16 protein-coding genes and 1 pseudogene are annotated in these 15631 nt (G+C 49.8%); 5 read left to right on the top strand and 12 right to left on the bottom strand.

Translation table 11 applies throughout. The features are described from left to right. Window positions 1–14 precede the first annotated feature (14 nt). Window positions 15–1643 carry a SpaH/EbpB family LPXTG-anchored major pilin gene (locus BUC22_RS20330; protein ID WP_073383581.1) on the top strand — a complete coding sequence of 543 codons (1629 nt, stop codon included), beginning with the start codon at window positions 15–17 and terminating at the stop codon, window positions 1641–1643. Window positions 1644–1712: 69 nt separating this feature from the next. Continuing rightward, a complete protein-coding gene (locus BUC22_RS20325) occupies window positions 1713–2525 on the top strand; it encodes a class C sortase (protein ID WP_070081211.1) in 813 nt (270 codons plus the stop codon). 40 nt (window positions 2526–2565) lie between these two features. Here BUC22_RS20325 and BUC22_RS20320 read toward each other — a convergent pair whose 3' ends face one another. Beyond that, window positions 2566–3597: a zinc-dependent alcohol dehydrogenase gene (locus BUC22_RS20320; protein WP_013382486.1), complete on the bottom strand. Its 1032-nt coding sequence runs from the start codon at window positions 3595–3597 to the stop codon at window positions 2566–2568. 152 nt (window positions 3598–3749) lie between these two features. Next, complete coding sequence (locus BUC22_RS20315) at window positions 3750–4814, bottom strand: YdcF family protein (protein ID WP_041689946.1); 1065 nt, start codon at window positions 4812–4814, stop codon at window positions 3750–3752. A gap of 180 nt (window positions 4815–4994) precedes the next feature. Here BUC22_RS20315 and BUC22_RS20310 point away from each other — a divergent pair, with 180 nt between their 5' ends. The 3 genes from BUC22_RS20310 (at window position 4995) to BUC22_RS20300 (ending at window position 8544) form a co-directional block, all read left to right on the top strand. Further along, the gene (locus tag BUC22_RS20310; protein ID WP_013382488.1) at window positions 4995–5375 is read left to right on the top strand and encodes a BlaI/MecI/CopY family transcriptional regulator; all 381 of its coding nucleotides are present in this window, start codon (window positions 4995–4997) and stop codon (window positions 5373–5375) included. 9 nt (window positions 5376–5384) lie between these two features. Next, the gene (locus tag BUC22_RS20305) at window positions 5385–7151 is read left to right on the top strand and encodes a BlaR1 family beta-lactam sensor/signal transducer (protein ID WP_013382489.1); all 1767 of its coding nucleotides are present in this window, start codon (window positions 5385–5387) and stop codon (window positions 7149–7151) included. Window positions 7152–7269: 118 nt separating this feature from the next. Then, window positions 7270–8544 carry a DUF6070 family protein gene (locus BUC22_RS20300; protein WP_013382490.1) on the top strand — a complete coding sequence of 425 codons (1275 nt, stop codon included), beginning with the start codon at window positions 7270–7272 and terminating at the stop codon, window positions 8542–8544. A 113-nt stretch (window positions 8545–8657) separates the two neighbouring features. On the opposite strand, the gene guaA is transcribed toward BUC22_RS20300, so the two are convergent. From guaA to BUC22_RS20250, 10 genes and pseudogenes are all read right to left on the bottom strand, one after another. After that, window positions 8658–9965, bottom strand: a complete 1308-nt coding sequence (gene guaA, locus BUC22_RS20295) for a glutamine-hydrolyzing GMP synthase (RefSeq protein WP_013382491.1) — start codon at window positions 9963–9965, stop codon at window positions 8658–8660. 97 nt (window positions 9966–10062) lie between these two features. Further along, window positions 10063–11916 (bottom strand): C1 family peptidase, encoded by a 1854-nt coding sequence (locus BUC22_RS20290; RefSeq protein WP_013382492.1) that lies wholly within the window; start codon window positions 11914–11916, stop codon window positions 10063–10065. 117 nt (window positions 11917–12033) lie between these two features. Next, window positions 12034–12525: a YcbK family protein gene (locus tag BUC22_RS20285; protein ID WP_073383578.1), complete on the bottom strand. Its 492-nt coding sequence runs from the start codon at window positions 12523–12525 to the stop codon at window positions 12034–12036. A 119-nt stretch (window positions 12526–12644) separates the two neighbouring features. Continuing rightward, complete coding sequence (locus tag BUC22_RS20280; protein WP_013382495.1) at window positions 12645–12872, bottom strand: DUF2922 domain-containing protein; 228 nt, start codon at window positions 12870–12872, stop codon at window positions 12645–12647. Window positions 12873–12886: 14 nt separating this feature from the next. After that, on the bottom strand, window positions 12887–13120 hold the full coding sequence (locus BUC22_RS20275) for a DUF1659 domain-containing protein (RefSeq protein WP_013382496.1): 234 nt from the start codon (window positions 13118–13120) through the stop codon (window positions 12887–12889). A 205-nt stretch (window positions 13121–13325) separates the two neighbouring features. Continuing rightward, a complete protein-coding gene (locus BUC22_RS20270; protein WP_013382497.1) occupies window positions 13326–13901 on the bottom strand; it encodes an RNA polymerase sigma factor in 576 nt (191 codons plus the stop codon). 10 nt (window positions 13902–13911) lie between these two features. Then, entirely contained in the window at window positions 13912–14112 is a 201-nt protein-coding gene (locus tag BUC22_RS20265) for a hypothetical protein (RefSeq protein ID WP_013382498.1), read from the bottom strand. Between the two features lie 4 nt (window positions 14113–14116). After that, the gene (locus BUC22_RS20260; protein ID WP_013382499.1) at window positions 14117–14728 is read right to left on the bottom strand and encodes a hypothetical protein; all 612 of its coding nucleotides are present in this window, start codon (window positions 14726–14728) and stop codon (window positions 14117–14119) included. Continuing rightward, a complete protein-coding gene (locus BUC22_RS20255) occupies window positions 14725–15162 on the bottom strand; it encodes a hypothetical protein (RefSeq protein WP_070081212.1) in 438 nt (145 codons plus the stop codon). Before BUC22_RS20255 ends, BUC22_RS20260 begins: the two co-directional genes overlap by 4 nt. 126 nt (window positions 15163–15288) lie before the next feature. Further along, a pseudogene (locus BUC22_RS20250) lies at window positions 15289–15631 on the bottom strand (hypothetical protein); the annotation flags it as partial.

Raw genomic sequence — 15631 nt, 5'->3', positions numbered from 1 at the left:
TTAAAGGAGTTAAAATGAAAAAAACAAGCAAACTGGTTAAAATCAAAAGTATTTTGGCTGTGGTTCTCATACTTTTCACAGTTATGATGAGCTTACCCGTTACAACACTTGCAGCCAACAATGGAACCCTCAACATCCACAAACTAGACAGCACAGGTGTTACGGAATCCGAAAAAGAAGCTGGCAAAGTCTACAAAGAAGTAAATGGTCTTTACCATGCGTATCTTGAAAACGCAGCGTACTCTGCCTATAAAATTGGGACCTTTGAGCAGACTGCTGACCCGGTTAAAGTGACATATACACCAGTTTCCGGCTTAGTCGATAAGTCTGGTGCCGCTATTACAGAATTAAACGCTTCAACCGATCCATCAAATATTGATGTAGCTGGACTAAATGTAGCGGCACAAGGCACCACCACTGCTTCTGGCCCACTAGTTTTTGGAAGTTTAAATGAATTTAGCGTTTATCTTATCAAAGAAACGAGCTTACCCGAGGGTGTTCATGGCGCAACAGATTTTATTGTTACCATCCCAATGTTCAATAAAGACAACAACACCTGGGAATTTTCCGTTGACGCCTATCCGAAAAATACCTTTGCCAATGCATCCATTGAAAAAACAATTGTCTCAGGCGCAGATGGAAGTGGCGATAATATTTTTTACGCTAATATCGGCGATGTACTAAATTATCAAGTTAAAGTAGCCGTTCCATCCGACATCGATAACGGACTCTATACGCAGTTCAACATTGTGGATACCTCCAGTCAGTATCTTCAGATTGATACTGCCACAATCACAGTTAAAGGCACTCCCTCAGCTGGTGGAGCCGATTATGTTTTATCCGTTGCCAACGGTGACTTTACAGTAGATTACCTGAGTAATGTTCTCACATTGTCTTTTACAGACACCGGTATTGATAAACTGGGAAACAGTGATACACTCCAGGTTAATTATGACACAAAAATCTTAGAAGGTGCCATGAATGAAAAAGGTGGCCTTAAAAATGATATTGCGCTTAACTTAAAAACCAAAGACAAAGATGTTGATCCGATCAAGCCAGATCCCGACAAACCAACACCAGTGGTCAAAATCTACAGCTACGGTGTAAAAAAACTTGGAGATGGCGGCACCCCCTTGGCCGATGCGACCTTTGTTCTGGCAGAAAAGAATAGCTCTGGCGATTATACCTATTTAATTTATAATAGTACAACCGGTCTGTGGACAAATGCCTCATCCATTGATAACGCAACACCGTTTAAAACAGAAACCTCTGGTACTGATATTAACAGTGAAGCAATCCTGCAGTTCCGGAATCTCAGCAAAGACAACACCTATTATCTATTTGAAACCAGTGCTCCCACTGGCTATATCATACTGCCAAATCCCGTTGAGATTATCGCGACAGATGCTTCTACGGACAAAGTCTATGATTCCTTTATACTTAATGACACCACAGGCAATTACGACTATGTTGCAGGCGTAGGTTTCAGTAAAACCATTGAAAACCTTTTGGAAAGTAAAAACCCCGGTATTCTTCCAAGCACAGGCGGACAAGGTACCTATATCTTTATCGCCACTGGCATAGCCCTCATTGGTCTGGCAGCTTTCCTTACAATCTATTACCGTAAAAAAACAAACGCTTAATAAGAAATAAAGAGGATAAGCACAACGCTTATCCTCTTTATTTTTACCGAAATATCTGGAGAAACTAAAATGAAACTCAAAAAAACACATACCACCAGCCTGTTGATTATCCTAGTATTCTTACTGGGTGTTCTCATTATGGGCTATCCATTTTTCAGCAATTGGTATAATCAAATATTACAGAATCGTCTTATTACTGAATACAATATCTCCAGTGAAGCACTCACTCCAGAAGACAAAGATGCAGAATATAATAAATGTCGGGAGTATAATCAGAATCTCCTACAGAATGTTGTGTTGACAGATCCCTTTGATAAACAAGCCGAAAAAGCCGCTAGCGAAGAATATCTCAAACGGCTGGATATAAATAACAATAGTATCATGGGCTACATCGAAATTCCCAAAATCAAGGTGAAGCTTCCCATCTATCACGGAACAAGTCCAGACATCCTTGACAAAGGAGTCGGACATCTGGAAAAAACCTCTCTGCCAATCGGGGGAACCGCCACCCACGCAATCCTTTCCGCCCACACAGCTTACCCAAAGGCAACGCTTTTCAACGATTTAATTGACCTTAAAGAGAGCGACCAATTCTATCTTACCATTCTAGATGAAAAACTTGCCTACAGCATCGACCAGATCAAAGTCGTGGAACCCTCCAATACGAACGATCTCGCTATAGACCGCAATCAAGATTATGTCACCCTTGTCACCTGCACACCCCATGGTATAAACTCACACCGTTTGCTGGTACGAGGCATCAGAGTACCTTATATTGAAGAAAATCCCAAGCCCGATCCCGTCATAAACTGGACACCATATGTTATTGGGGCTATTATCTTTTTAATTGCTTTGTCTGTTTATCAAAAGAAAAAAAATTAGGCTCTCATTAATGAAACAACTCATATCTTTTACGCATTATCTAAAATGTAATAATCCCTTTTTTCATCACCCTGCGGTCCAGCAGCTTTTCATAGGCTTCAATGCTGTCCTCAAACTTAAAGTAGTCCGAAATAAAGTCTTTGATTTCCAGCTGGCCGGAGCGCATCCATTCCAGAACCTGTTCATGGGCTTTTCCTTCTTCGCTCTTTCTTGGCATCTGCTGGTAAATAACACGCCAGTTATAGTCAGCCTGGCTGAAATCAATGGTGATCTCTTCCTTTTCAGGCACGCCGTAGCACAGCACTGCCCCACGGTCCTTGATCAGCCCCATGCCCTGGTTTACAATGGCTGGTGAACCGGCAGCGTCCAGTACAAAATCCACGCCTTCCGGGAAAATCTTCCGTACTTCCTCACGCACATCCTGATCCTTGCTGTTGATCAGATGTGTCGCGCCATGCGCTTTGGCCTGTTCCAGTTTTTCCGGTACAATGTCGCAGGCAATCAGATTTTTAACCCCAAGCAGGCTCATAAACTTCATATAGGTCAGCCCAACCGGACCGCAGCCAAAGACCACAACAGAATCGGTGGGCTGGATACCGAAGTAACGGATGGAGGATAAAACCTCGCGGAAGGTGATGATCATGACCGCGTCTACCGGGTCCAGGTCGTCATCAAGCACAGTCTGGGCATAAGCACATTCCGGCGCTTCTCCCTCCGGGTAAGCCTGCGGATCGCATACTACAGCGTACTCGCTCAGCGCACCCCAGCCTGAGCCAAGCCCAGGCAGATTTTCTTCGTCTGGATCAACAAAGGGCAGCAGCACCTTATCGCCAGGTTTTAAGCCCTTTACCTTTGCGCCGACTTCAACGACCTCTCCCACGCCCTCATGGCCCAGCATAATCGGGTATACCGACTCTGGAAAGCCCTTAAAGGTGCGGTGAAGCAGCTTGACATCTGTACCGCACATACCGCAGGCAATTGTTTTCACCAATGCCTGGTGCTCATCATATTTTGGCTTATTTACCTCTTCAAGGGACATGCTTCCGTCTTTTCCAACAACAAATGTTCTCATTATTAACTCCTCCTCTGGATCATGCCTGCACCCATTGTATTTCCCCTACTGAAAACAGCGCACAGGTTTCATGTTTTAATGTAATTACATAATGATGTAATTTCTTTAATGGGTATATTAGCACAGTCTTTGGAGAAAAGCAACACTATTTTTTAAATAAACCGGGTAACAAGATCCGGATGGTGTATCAGAAGACTCGCAAGTCCCACAATGACCAGCAAAATAAGCATGCAGACAATATGCGTCTTTTTATGCATTGCCAGAATTGCCACATACTCCCTAAGCAGCGCGTTATACCAAAAGTAGAATTTTGTTTTCGCGCCAATGCCCTGAGCCTTAAGCCCTGCCTTTCTGGCATAGATGCCTGCCCGGAAAACATGATAATTGGAGGTTGAGAACAAAATGCGCAGATGCTTCATATCCGCTTCCCGGCTTTCGATGAGCTGTCTGGAAAACAGCATGTTTTCATAGGTATTTTTAGATTGATCCTCAACCAGAATATGATCCTCTGGAATCCCCTGCTCCAGGGCGTACTGCTTCATGGCTTCACCCTCGGCAATCTGCTCATCGCCGCCCTGGCCGCCAGACATGATGAGCATGGGCGGGCTCTTTTTTTTATCCGCCTGCCTTCTATAAACCTTGAGGGCCCTGTCAATCCGGCCAGCCAGCAGCGGCGTGACTTTATTACCGCCCATCAGGCCAGAGCCCAGCACGATGATGTAATCCTGCCTGAGAACAGGCCTGTAAATCCCATAAATAAAAGATGACAGAATAAAATTTGAAAACACGAGCAGCAGGTATAATAAAATTGTGTTGACCACCAGCATAATAACTGAGAGTACATCGTTGATCTCGACGTTTTTAAAGGAGAGCATTCCCAAAACCAGCCACAGCAGAATACCGATACCTACCAGCAGACTGAGCAGATTGGCTTTGCTGCGCCCTTCCTTTCTCAGCAGGTTCACCGCGCTGTAAAAGGAAATAGCCAAAATGATGAACACGCCTGTAAACAGAAGCAGAGCGGCGGCCATCGCGATAATAATCAACAGGAAAAATAAAAAAGGATTTCCCGTCTCATCCGTCAGCATGACAAGCGAAAGACCGCTGAGCATCAATAAAATAAAAAACAGAAACCCATTGATCAGTCTTCTTCGATCCTGTAGATATATAAACAGGAAAAACAAAAGATAAATGAGATTAACAGCATATACAAGCATTGTATTTCTCCTTATTTTCAACTTTTTCTTATTTATACCCATTTTCATATTGTTTCTACCGCGTAAAATAATCATACATACAGCTATTAATGACAGCCTGTCTGAAACCGCCGCGTTGACACCAAAATGAAGAAAGGCTATAATCATCTTGATTACACTTGTAAGATCAGGAGGCTTAGAATGAACAAAAAACTTCCCCAAATATCCGAAGCCGAATTCGAGGTGATGCAGATCATCTGGGATAAAGCGCCCATCAACACCAACGAGATCGTCGGTCTGCTCAGTGCTGCAAGCGACTGGAGCCCCAAAACCATCCAGACCATGCTCATCCGCCTCGAAAAAAAAGGCGCCGTCACTCACGAAAAGGAGGGCCGGGTATATGTCTATTCCCCCCTCATCCCAAAGGAGGACTACATTTCCCACGAGAGCCACGCTTTTCTGAACAAATTTTTTAACGGCGCCCTGGACCAGATGGTTGTCAGCTATCTTTCCCAGAACGATTTATCCCAGGAGGACATTGACAGCCTCCGGTCCATTTTAGACCAAAAGGCAAAGGGCTGAGGCGGCAGCATGTTTTTTATCCGTTTTTTAGCCGGCAATATCTTCTGCGGGCTGCTCATCTGCGTCATTTCCGGTATCAAAAAGCTCCTCGGTGACAGGCTGACCCGCAGGTACCATTATTACATCTGGTTCGTCCTGTTAATCTCCCTTTGCGTTGTGCTCCTGCCCGATGCTTTATTTAAAGCCGTTGGTTTTTCCAGCTTTCCAATGCCTGATCAGAGCGCCGCAGCCGCCGCGGCGGGCAGTACCGCCACACTGTCCGGGGGCTCTGGATGGATGCAGGATTTTTCCCAGTCTGTCAGCCGTGCTGATTCCGGCCGCCTTACCGCCTGGATCACAGCAATCTGGGGATGCGGCGCCCTACTCTCCGCCATGGTCTGTCTGGCCGGCGCCCTTCGGCTGCACTGGCTGAAAAAGCGCTTTCTTCAGCCAGATCAGGCGCTTTCTCTTGCCTTAAAGGAATGTCAGCCTGTCATTCCCTGCCACGGCAGAGTAAAGCTCCGCCAGTCCCGCGGGATAAAAGGCCCGCTGACCTTTGGGCTGTTCACCCATTATATTGTCCTCCCCAAAAGTACCACACAGCAGCTGTCTTTCGGAGAAATAAAAAACATTCTGCTTCACGAGCTGTGCCATATCAAAAACAAAGACATTTTTCTAAACCATCTGATGTGCGCGCTGCGGGCCGTCTACTGGTTTAACCCCCTTGTCTGGTACGCCTTTTCCCGGCTGCGCAGTGACCGGGAGCTTTTCTGTGACGATTCTGTCCTGGCGAGACTTCCAAGCGAAAAAGAACGCCTGAATTATGGCTATACCCTGCTCAATTTCGCAGGCAGCTCCCTTAGCGCTTTCAGCACTGCGAGCAGCGCCGGAGGACCAAAAAAGCAGCTCCAGGAACGGATACTGGCGATCTCCCGGTACAAAAAAGAAACCCCAGAAAAGCGATGGCAAAGCATCCTGGTGTGTCTGCTCACAGTCCTCATCGCGCTGAGCCAGGTACCGCTCATGTCCGCCTTTGCCTCCGGTTCCGACCATTATACGCCGCCCGGGGACATCACCCTGACCGCTGAAAATTTAGACGCCTATTTTGGCAGTACGTCAGGCTGCTTTGTCCTCTATGACCAGAGTCATGACCGTTATCAGGCATGGCACCCCGAAAAAATAACCGAACGCTCCTCCCCTTTTTCCACTTTTAAAATCTACAGCGCCCTCAATGCCCTGGAGCAGGGCGTTATCACACCAGACTCCAGCTTGCTAAAATGGGACCAGCAGCCATACCCCTTTGAAGCTTGGAATCAGGATCAGGATCTGGCAAGCGCCATGCGCCATTCCGTCAACTGGTATTTTAAGCGGCTTGACGCGCAGTCCGGCATCAGCGAGCTGAATCAATTTTATCAGTCCATTGGCTATGGAAACGCAGAGGTCGGCCGCTCCACTGAGGACTACTGGAACGCGTCCACCCTCAAAATATCGCCACTGGAGCAGATAGACCTGCTGAGAAAGCTCCGTGAGAATGCGTGGGGCTTCTCAACCCAAAATATCGAAGCCGTAAAAAACGCTCTGCTTCTCTCAGACAGCCCAGACTGCCGTCTATACGGCAAAACAGGCTCTGGAAAGGTAAACGGCCAGAATGTCAGCGGCTGGTTTGTCGGCTATGTCGAAACCCCAGATAACACCTGCTATTTTGCCACCAACCTCCAGGACAGCGCCAACGCCACCGGCCCCGCAGCAGCCAAGCTGACCCTTTCAATCCTGCAGGATATGGGTATTCTCCAATAAAAAGGAGCGGTCATTTAATAATGGCTGCTCCTTTTTTTGCAACGCTTGACTTTTAATCTTACATATGTAATAATTAGCCTGTAAAATTCTTACATATGTAAGATTAAGGAGGTACCCTTTGAAAAAGTTAAAGATTCTTTCCATATTCCTCTGCATTGTTTTCCTGCTATCCGGCTGCTCAGCGCAGAACATTACGCCGCAGTACAATCCGTCCGAAACACGTTCAAGCCCGGATTTCAGACTTTTGGGCGCGGAAAAGCTGGATGATGAAACCTCCGGAAAAATTGAAAAACGCTGTCTTGAAATCGCAGACCTCTACCAAAGCCAGTACCACACCGCAAAAAAGGAAAAGCCTGAGCTCCGCTATGAGCAGTCAAGCGTGAGCGATACCGATCTGGAAAAGATCAAAGCCACACTTCTGGAAAAAGGGATCTCCGTCATTGACGCAAACGGCGATGAAACCTCCACCCTGCTCAATCCAGAGCCCTTCTCAGATTTCTGGAACAATGTCTCCGCCCAGCAGGACGCAGAGCTCGAAGCCATTGCCCTCTCAGAATACGGCGGCTTTTATTACTACCTGTTCTCATATCACAGCGGCAAACGGTATTTCGCTTACGCCAATCTGGAGTGGGACACTGCAGGCCGGCCAAAGGTAAAGGATTTTCAGAAAACAAGCATCGACAGCTGGCTGTATACCGAAAACGGCAATTTTATGTACACCCGCACCACCGGCTGCGCCGCTCCCCATGTATTTGAAAAAATGGGCCGCTGCCAGCTGCTACGCATCAAGCCCGTCCCCGGCGCACTGCTTCAGTACAGCCTCGCCTATATCGCGCCAGTGGGCTATAAGGGCAACAACCTGTTGATCAGCGATTGGAGTGAGCCGGATTTTGACAGCCTCAATTTCAATGACCTGCTGGAATATCTGAAAAAGCTTAGCACCGGCAGCTATCTCAGCCCAAAGGATTATCCCTTTGACGAGCAGAGTGATAACTTCTATATCCCCAGCAGCGAATTTGAAGCTGTTATCCTGCCCTTTTTCAACATGACCGCCCCCCAGCTGAAAAAGGCGGCCTCCTGCGATGAAGACCGCAACGCCTATCCCTGGCAGGAATATAAAGGCACCAATACCTACCCCAATCCCACCTTGTACCCCAACGTCATCGCCAGCCAGAAAAACAGTGACGGCACCCTCACCCTGACCGTAGACGCCATCTGCCCGGAAAAAGAAACCGACGCGCTCTTCACTCATAAGCTTACCGTCCGTCCCCTGGAAGACGGCGGGTTTCAATATGTTTCCAATGCCATAACCGCTGAAAATGAAGAGGATATTCCGGTTTATTTTCCGCGGGTTCGGGAGCAGAGGGATGAGGGGTTTAGGGATTATTGGTAGAGTGTGTGATAAAGCGGAAAAGGTCACTTTAGTTTTTGCCATTAACTTAAAAAACAAATCTTCAAGAACAGTAAATTCTTGAAGATTTGTTTTGCTTTAAAGTTTGTTAATTTCTATTCCCACTCAATCGTAGCACAAGGCTTAGGACTCAAATCGTAGCACACGCGGTTAACGTTCTTTACTTCGTTCAAGATCCGGTGGGTGATTTTCTGGAGGACGGGCCAGTCAATTTCTTCGATGGTGGCGGTCATGGCGTCAACGGTGTTGATGGCTCGGAGGATGACAGGGTATTCGAAGCTTCTGGCGTTATCGCGGACGCCGACGGATTTGAAGTCTGGGACAACGGTAAAGTACTGCCATACCTTTTTATCCAGTCCGGCCGCTGCAAATTCTTCTCTCAGGATAGCGTCGGATTCTCTGACGGCTTCGAGGCGGTCACGGGTAATGGCGCCAAGGCAGCGTACGCCAAGGCCTGGGCCTGGGAATGGCTGGCGGTATACCATATCGTCTGGCAGACCAAGCTCTGTGCCGCAGGCGCGGACTTCGTCCTTGAACAGCTGGCGGACAGGTTCGACCAGCTCAAACTGTAAATCTTCGGGCAGGCCGCCGACATTGTGGTGGGATTTAACCATTTTGGCGGTTTTTGTGCCGCTTTCCACGATATCCGGGTAGATGGTTCCCTGACCCAGGAAGTCAATGCCTTCCAGCTTACGGGCTTCTTCTTCAAAGACGCGGATAAATTCTGCGCCGATGATCTTGCGTTTTTCTTCAGGGTCAGCCACACCGGCCAGCTTGGTTAAAAAGCGTTCAGTGGCGTCCACATAGACGAGGTTGGCGTCCAGCTGGTTTTTAAAAACCTCGACCACGCTTTCAGATTCGCCTTTACGCATGAGGCCGTGATTGACGTGGACACAGACAAGCTGTTTTCCGATGGCTTTGATGAGAAGGGCGGCTACAACGGAGCTGTCCACACCGCCGGACAGGGCCAGCAGAACCTTGCGGTCACCTACCTGGCGTTTAATAAGCTCAACCTGGTCGGCGATAAAATTTTTCATATTCCAGTTCTTTTCTGCTTTGCACTGTACCAGCACAAATTCTTCCAGGATTCCCTTTAGTTCTGCTTCATCCTCAGGCCATTTTTCCAGTGTGTCTGCGCATTTGGCCGGGGCATGGTCTACTGCCAGCACCGGGCAGCCTGCTTCGTAAACCCACGGGCCAACATCAATTTTTTCACCGTCTACCACGTTATTCGGGCCGCCGTTTACGATAATCCCTTTGACATTTGGCAGGGCTTCCAGTTCTGCCTTTGTAATATCGTGGGGATAAATTTCACTGTATACGCCCAGGCTGCGAATCGCTCTGGCCAGGGTTGTGTTTTCGGTATTTCCCAAGTCTAAAATGACAATCATGTCTTGTTTCATCTTCCACTCTCCTCAATAAAATTTCAAAATAGTTCGTGCTCTTATTTTATCATAGGAGAATAGATACCCGCAAGCACAATGGCCATATGCCACCAGCCTATTTTTTACGTCTTCTGATATACAAAGCCGCGATCAGGACAGCCACCACCACAAGCACACCCACAAGGATAAAGGTCGTTGTCTGGTGTGACCCTTCAATTCCCGTCTGTGTATTTTTAGCCGCTTCGGACGCTCCGGCCGTATCTGCTCCTGATTCCTGAATATTCTGATCCGGTTCTCCCGTACCCTCATTGGGCTGTGGATCAACCTCTGGTGTTACGGTTTCTTCGGACAAATCACCGGTAAATGCCTTGATCATGGCATTGCCGTAGTTTCGGGTGGCCGTTTCACCATACAGCTCAATGGTCTCATCGGGCAGGGCCTTGACATCCTGCCAGCCTTCACCGGCTTTTTTGATAAAGCTCTGCCCGGCGTCTGCCTGCGCAATACAGCGAAAGGTTCCCTCCATACCATAGAAATCATATGCGCCGGTTCCAGTCTCGATGGGCCAGTAATACCCGTCACTGCCTGAAATTTCCTGGATAACGGCAAAGGTCTCGCCCGTCTCCAATGGGACGGCCTGCTCCAGAGAAAGAGTATGGTAGCCGCCGTATTTTACAGTCTCTGTCTGATCCGCTGCCAGTGTTCCGCTCTCTGGATCGTTTTTATCCTTTAAATCCTGATACACACGGGTATGAACCGTTGATCCTGGGGTAATGGTAACCGCGGAGACAGCCTTCAGGCTTTCGTTTCCAGCGGCTGTAAACACATTGGCGGCCTCAGCAGACTGCTCCTGAAGCCCCAGCGGCGCATAGGATTTTAACCCCAGAAAATCATATTGATAATTATGGTCATAGGTAAACTGCCCCTCCCCATCCGGGATATCCACCTGATAAGAGGCAAAGGACTGTACGCTCCGGTCATAGTAAGACAGATAAAAGTACCCGTCGTTACCCCAGCCGCTGCCCCAGCTGTTCTTGACGATCCAGGCGCCGTCGCCCTCCGGGGCTTCGGCAAAATTACCGGCTGAATAGCCATCATCCCAGCCCACAATGGACACGAGGTGGTTGGGCGCCGCATAGGTTTTATTAAACTCGGCGGCATCCTTCTTTCCGGCGCCGTCTGTGCTGTCTGCTGCTTCCTGAGGGGTGCTCTGGCCTGCGGCAAAGTATACCTGGACCTCTCCGTTTTTCATCAAACTTTCCTTAATGGCCTTCTCCGCGTTTTTATCATAGACAAAGCTTTGTTTTTCAGCATCTGTAAAGGTGGCTGTCCCAGGCAGAAAGTCGGCGTTCTGAAGGTGTACGGCCGCGTTAAAAAATTTATTCTCGGCGACTTCCCAGTTCATTTCCTTGGGATTTTCGGTCGGATGCCACTCGTAGGGAGTCCCTTCATAGGGCACATCGGCCTCGGTGTCAACGCCGCACCAGGTGCTCAGAGTACCAGTCAGCAGCTCCCGGGTGCCGCCAAGATCCATAAAAAGGCCTTTGACAGAAGCGGTTCCCTCGGCACGGTTATTTACACCGGCAGCATCTGCCAGGCGATAAGCGAAATACGATAAATGCCGTTCGGAATAATCCGGCTCAGCGGCTGTCTGTACCCCTTTATTCTTCTGCTGTGTCAGCACGTTGGACTCAATGGCAGATATCCCGCTGAAAGCCCAGCAGGAGGACCAGGGATTTTGATTTTTCACGCTGGTGCTCCGGCCAAGGGTGCGCAGATCGTAAGCTGCGGACAAAGGCTCATCGTAGCTTTCCGAATGCTTGAGGTTATAATATGACTGGTCAAGGCCTGGCTGCGCGCTCTCCTGCCCATCCGCATGCACAGGAGACATCAGGCCAGAGGCCATTATGAGCACTGCCGCCAAAATACCCGCTGTCCGGTTAAGGCTGCTTTTCTTTCTGATTTTCATGTTCTCATCCTCCGCTTATTTTTGATTTAATCATACTGTATTTTTTATTAATGGTCAAATCATCCTTTACATTGAAAAGCCCCTGCTGTCTTAAACAGCAGGGGTATATATCTTTATCTAATCCCATATCTCCACATGGTCAAACGCCTGCCCCGGGTACTCGATGACGCCGAGGCCCAGGGTTCTGGCGACGCGGGCAACCTCGGTGTAGGGGATACCAGGGCAGTACAGATCGGCGGCGTGGCCGAAGCAGTGCCAGGAATTGGGGATACCGCCCACCTCGGCATTACGCTGGTCGCAGCGCACCCCAGAGGTGATGATCACCGGGCGGTCAAAGGCGTAGCGCAGTGCCTCAATTTTTTCCAGAAGCTCTGGCGCCATCTCCGCAGGCCAGCCGTCGCAGTAGCCGTCACAATCACAGGCATACTCCTCCATCAAAAAGTGGGCAGAGGCCCAGGGGCCGTCTGTTATAATGGGGTCCGGCGGCAGGGGATGCTCAATGACAAGCCGCTCCTCCGGGGCAGCCTCTGTATTCGCCGGGCTTTCCGCCTCCGACACAGGCACCGTCTCTGCTGTTTCCACGGCTTCCGGGCTCTGTGTTTCAGCCAAGGCTTTTTCCGGCGCGTTTATCCGGGCTGCAAAAACCAGCCCGGTAACCGACCAGGCCGCTGCCAGGCAAAAGGCCAGGGGCTTTTTAAAGCGCCCCGGCCCACTGCGCTTCGGTGTTTTTATAATTCCACCTTGCGCACGGTTTTGTCCACATACTGGTACCCGGCCAGCTTTTCCAGTCCCACGCCCGAGGGCTGGAAAATATTCTGGGTGATAATGGTCTGGGCCGAGGCCTCAATCTGCTCCTGGGTCAAATCCTCCAGATAATCCGGAAGGCTCAGGGTCATGCTGTCGCCGTTCTTCATCAGAAAATCCAGCTCCAGCGCTTTGGTAGTCGTTGTCTCCATTTACATTTCCTCCTTTATGCTGTTTCAATATTCTGGTACGTCATAACGTTGTTGCTGTCTGTTACAATGGGTGTTATCAGCTTGCCGATGGCCTTTCCGGTGAGCACTACCGCTTCCGAAGTGACAACACTCTCATCCAGACCGAGATCTGCGTAGGTGCGAGTTTTCTTTTTAATTTTCCCGTCAACCTCCCCATAATTCAAAATAAGCTGCAAAATATTTTTTAGCTTTACACGCTCATATGCCATTTTTCAACCTCCAATTTATTTTTTAAGGCTTCAGCGGCAGCGCTGCCTTTTTTATAAACGGTGGTCTTTCATCAACCTTTTCTGTTTCGCTAGTGGCCGGCCATAGCGCACCTCCTTTTGTTTTCCGGCAGGACTGCCGCTGTTTTTGCCTTATACCTGTAAATTGTCTCTGGGTACTGCTTTGACCAGAGTCTTTTTTATTTTTTTACAGCTGGCCTTTCAGTCTTTTAAGAATACGGCTGTGGCGGTACTGAAGCGTGCTGTAGCCAACCCCCAGGCTCTGGGAGGCCCCCCGGATGGACTGGTTTTTCCCATAGACTGCTTTTAAAAGCGCCCGCTCCTCTGGCGTCAGCTCCTTGAGCGCTGCTGTCAGGCGCTCAAGCTCCTCCCTGTGGATATAGCCGCTCTCAATATCAGCGCCGGGGTCTTCCAACAAACTGATGAACGTTTCACCGTCCTCATTCCCTGCTTTGGCATCTGCCGGTACATCGCGCGCCAGGCGGCGCAGGCATTTGCGCCGGCGGTTCTGCCCCTTCTGGTACACATAGGGCTTGATAAAAGCCGCGAAGCCCGTTCCGGCAGCCGTGTCAAAAGCCTGTATTCCCTCAAGAAAGGCCAGCCGGGCGTCCTGCAGGCTGTCCTCAAAGCTGTAATTTTCTGTCTTTCCAAAGCCTGCCGCCGACAGCATCAGCGGGCGAAAGCAGCGCTCCAAAAGCCCCGCCGCGGACGCATCACCCTGCTTCGCCTTTAACGCCAGGGCGTCGATCTCCTGATAATCCATTTTAACCTCCTCAGTTATCCTCATGCACATCTGTAACCTCAAGGACCATTTCCGGAAAACGATCCTCCACCGCGCCGCTGTACTCATAAAACAAATCTTCGGCCTCCTCCGGGCTTCGGGCACAGAAGCCCACGCGCACCCGGCACTCCGCTTCTACCAGGTATGCCCGGCGGCGGTTTAGAATACCGGGGCCTTTTCCATATCGGTTCATATTGTCACCTCTTTTCCTTCTGTTTTCTCTCCCGCGCTGCCCACATGGCGTTAAAGCACGCCACCTCATCCTCGGGATACAGCGACACAATGGCAGCCTTTTCGGCCTCAGTGAGTTGAGGCAGCAGATTGAAGCCGTTGGAAGCAGGCAGCGCCTCAGGAACAGAACCATACGGATAACAGGGTTTACTGTTTACACCATTTATGAACGGTGCGGCCGGGTGTGCATCCCGGGTGACGCCCTGCGTCCACACTAGGCGTTTCTGCCCGGTATCCATCACGCTAATCTCTGTCTCGCACAGCCCGGTATCAAAGGGCTTCATCCGGTAATCCCCGGCGTGCTGGCTCACGTGAGGTGTATAGTCGATTCGCCCGTGACGGATCAGGTGCTTTCTCTGGGCATTGACCTGAAAGCGGCTGGTCAGCCCCAGAAAGCGGCATACCTCACTGTTGGGCACCTTAAAAACCACCGGCCAGCACCACCTCCCGTCCTCACTGCGGACAGCCGCCTTATTGTTAAAAAACATGAGCAGGTGCCAGAAGGACTGGAGCAGCGGGCCCAGCCTGCCCACCTCCAGCCATCGGTAAAAGGCCAGCAGCTCAGTCAGGTAGTTCACCGCGCACCGCCTTTCCTGCCCTTTGGCGGCAGCCCGGCGTCTCCCCGGCCCACAGCGCCGCTTAAAATACCGGACAGGCAGTCCAGACACTGGACTTCAACGCGCTCATAACCCTGTGCCTCCTCCTTTCTTTTCAGGCTTTCCTGCACCTTTTTGCCATAAAGCTGCAGAGACGCCTCATATTGCTCCAGCAGCACCGCGATACGTCTTTTCATGGTCTCAAGATTTTCCGCCTGCTCACAGACGCCCATTGACTGAAAAGCCCTCAGACCGTCGTTCATGATGATGGCGTCCTGGTTTTTACAGCAGCCCTCGCAAAAGGCCTGGTAAAAGGTCATAGGCACCTCTCGCCCCAGCTCCAGGGCGCATTGAACACACCCCAGCTGTTTGCTCATGGTCAGTTGGCCAAGCAGGTTTCTTTTGGTTTCATTCATCGTGTAATCCTCCTGTAAAATAGATTGGTTTGATTTCAGCGGTGCTCTTTTTTTCTTGCTCCTGCTGATGGTTCTATAATACAGGACTTTGCGGTTCTAACAGACGCACAAACGTGTTTTTTATCATCATAAATCAAAAATTATTTTTATTCTCTGCCGCCAGCGGTACACGGTGCTCAGCTCTCCGTAAAAGGGCATGGTGAGCACCGGGCGGCCCCGGCGGGGCTTTAGGGGCTTTTCGTCCAGTTCATCGTTTTCAAACACATGTAAAAGGGTATGGGCAACGGTAAACAGGGTATGGCGCAGCCAGCGCCCCGCGAAAACGGGCAGCACACGCTGGCGTCTGGCGCAGTGCCTGCACTCGCAGCTGCACACCCACAGCACGTACAAATTGCCGTCGGCGTCCTCCACCTCCTTGGACAGGCCGTTGACTACATGGTTTCTGCCGTTTCTTTTCACCAGGCGCAGG

Source organism: Eubacterium callanderi, assembly GCF_900142645.1.
Lineage (GTDB): Bacteria > Bacillota > Clostridia > Eubacteriales > Eubacteriaceae > Eubacterium > Eubacterium callanderi.
Note: the sequence above shows the minus strand (reverse complement) of the source record. Positions and strands in the feature narration are given on the sequence as shown.

Coding starts and splice junctions, on each gene's coding strand:
- BUC22_RS20330 (WP_073383581.1), top strand. CDS start 15: ATGAAAAAAACAAGCAAACTGGTTAAAATCAAAAGTATTTTGGCTGTG.
- BUC22_RS20255 (WP_070081212.1), bottom strand. CDS start 15,162: ATGAATGAAACCAAAAGAAACCTGCTTGGCCAACTGACCATGAGCAAA.
- guaA (WP_013382491.1), bottom strand. CDS start 9,965: ATGAAACAAGACATGATTGTCATTTTAGACTTGGGAAATACCGAAAAC.
- BUC22_RS20290 (WP_013382492.1), bottom strand. CDS start 11,916: ATGAAAATCAGAAAGAAAAGCAGCCTTAACCGGACAGCGGGTATTTTG.
- BUC22_RS20320 (WP_013382486.1), bottom strand. CDS start 3,597: ATGAGAACATTTGTTGTTGGAAAAGACGGAAGCATGTCCCTTGAAGAG.
- BUC22_RS20270 (WP_013382497.1), bottom strand. CDS start 13,901: ATGGATTATCAGGAGATCGACGCCCTGGCGTTAAAGGCGAAGCAGGGT.
- BUC22_RS20280 (WP_013382495.1), bottom strand. CDS start 12,872: ATGGAGACAACGACTACCAAAGCGCTGGAGCTGGATTTTCTGATGAAG.
- BUC22_RS20275 (WP_013382496.1), bottom strand. CDS start 13,120: ATGGCATATGAGCGTGTAAAGCTAAAAAATATTTTGCAGCTTATTTTG.
- BUC22_RS20325 (WP_070081211.1), top strand. CDS start 1,713: ATGAAACTCAAAAAAACACATACCACCAGCCTGTTGATTATCCTAGTA.
- BUC22_RS20305 (WP_013382489.1), top strand. CDS start 5,385: ATGTTTTTTATCCGTTTTTTAGCCGGCAATATCTTCTGCGGGCTGCTC.
- BUC22_RS20310 (WP_013382488.1), top strand. CDS start 4,995: ATGAACAAAAAACTTCCCCAAATATCCGAAGCCGAATTCGAGGTGATG.
- BUC22_RS20315 (WP_041689946.1), bottom strand. CDS start 4,814: ATGCTTGTATATGCTGTTAATCTCATTTATCTTTTGTTTTTCCTGTTT.
- BUC22_RS20265 (WP_013382498.1), bottom strand. CDS start 14,112: ATGAACCGATATGGAAAAGGCCCCGGTATTCTAAACCGCCGCCGGGCA.